A 1,476-nucleotide genomic window follows, 5' to 3' on the forward strand; every position below is an offset into this window, starting at 1 on the left:
CTCCCGGACACGGCGCATGGCCAACTGCAACCGGCGTGGATCCACCGGTTTGAGCAAGTAATCCAACGCCCCGGTCTCGAAGGCGCGAACGGCGTGTGCACTGTAAGCGGTGATGAAGACGATGTGCGGCACCAGTTCCTCAAGATGCTGCACGAGGTCCAAGCCGCTGCCGTCCGGCAGCCCGATATCGAGAAGAACGAGATCAACATCCCCAACCTTCGCGCGCTCACGCGCACCCTCCAATGTTGATGCCTCCCCTACGACCGTGACGTCAGGCTCGCTTGCCAGCAAACGAGTGAGTCGCGCCCGCGCAAGAGAAATGTCGTCAACAATCAACGTGCGAATCATGGTTGATCGTGTTCCATCAGCGGGAGACGGATTGAAGCAATAAACCGTCTCTTCTCACACTGGGTCGTCAACGATGCCCCAGCCCCATGCGCCAGTACCAATCTCTTCCTGAGGTGGTCCAAGCCAATCCCCAGACCGCCTGATGAGCGCCCATTGACCGAGTTCACCACACTGATGACAAGATCCCCGTCTTGAAGGCTGGCGCCAATCTTGATCTCGACTGCCCCGTCAGTATCCGCGCCGTGCTGGATGGCATTTTCCAAAAGCGGTTGCAACACCATCGAAGGGACGGATGCATCCCAGGCACCGGGCTCGATCTCCGCAACGAACGTAATGTTGCCGGACAGCACCTGATGCAACTCGATGAACTCAGCGCATGCCCCAATCTCGTCCCTCAAAACCACCGCAGGAGCGCTTTCCAGCAACGCTCGAAGCAAGTTTGCGACATGCCCTAAGGCTCGATCAGCTTTGGGAGCATCACGATATCCAAGCTCGCCGATGGCATTGAGCGCGTTGAAGATGAAGTGTTGGTGTAGCCGTGATCGCAGTGCTTCTTCGTTCAAACGCGCCAGAAGACTCTCTCGTTCGCTTTTCAGGACCGTATGCGCCAACAGCTGCCCTACCCCCATGACAGCGACATAAAGCGGTATGGCAAATAGAGCGGTGGCCACCAAAGCACGCTGACTGCTGTGCAGATCCGACTGCCCTTGCCCAGCAAGTCCGAACATATTCAAGAAGCCATGCCCCAATCCCCAGCCCGCCCCTGTTAGAAGGGGAATCGCTGGAAGACCGAACAATACAACCCAAATCAGGTGGTAAGCAGACCGGCCACCTCCGATGATCCATCGTCCTGAGAGACCGAGCAGCATGGGAGTGGCCAATGCCCATGGCGTGTAGCTGCCGACGAGAAACAAGAAGGCATGCAGGAAATCCGAAGCCTCCGGCGCGCCCGCTGGGGGGGCCGTCAAGACGACGGCAGGTGTGTAGGCGAACGCGAGCACGAGCCAAGACAGCCCAACCCACTGCCATCGAACTCTCACGATGGACCGATTGCCCGTCATCGGAGCGCTTAAAGGCGCGGAGGTGGTGTTCGACTTGATCAAAGGAGCTGCGGGCATCGAATCATCC

At 58.3% G+C, this 1,476-nt stretch carries 2 protein-coding genes; both read right to left on the reverse strand.

Annotated elements, in window-relative coordinates; all coding sequences use genetic code 11:
- Positions 1–348: LytR/AlgR family response regulator transcription factor (locus AC1DQP_RS20400; protein WP_478052419.1), on the reverse strand; the 348-nt coding region annotated here is incomplete at its 3' end.
- The coding region (locus tag AC1DQP_RS20405; protein ID WP_478052420.1) for a sensor histidine kinase at positions 345–1,476 on the reverse strand (1,132 nt) is incomplete at its 5' end. The genes AC1DQP_RS20405 and AC1DQP_RS20400, both read right to left, overlap by 4 nt.

The sequence above is a fragment of the Stenotrophomonas sp. P5_A8 genome (genome assembly GCF_056400545.1).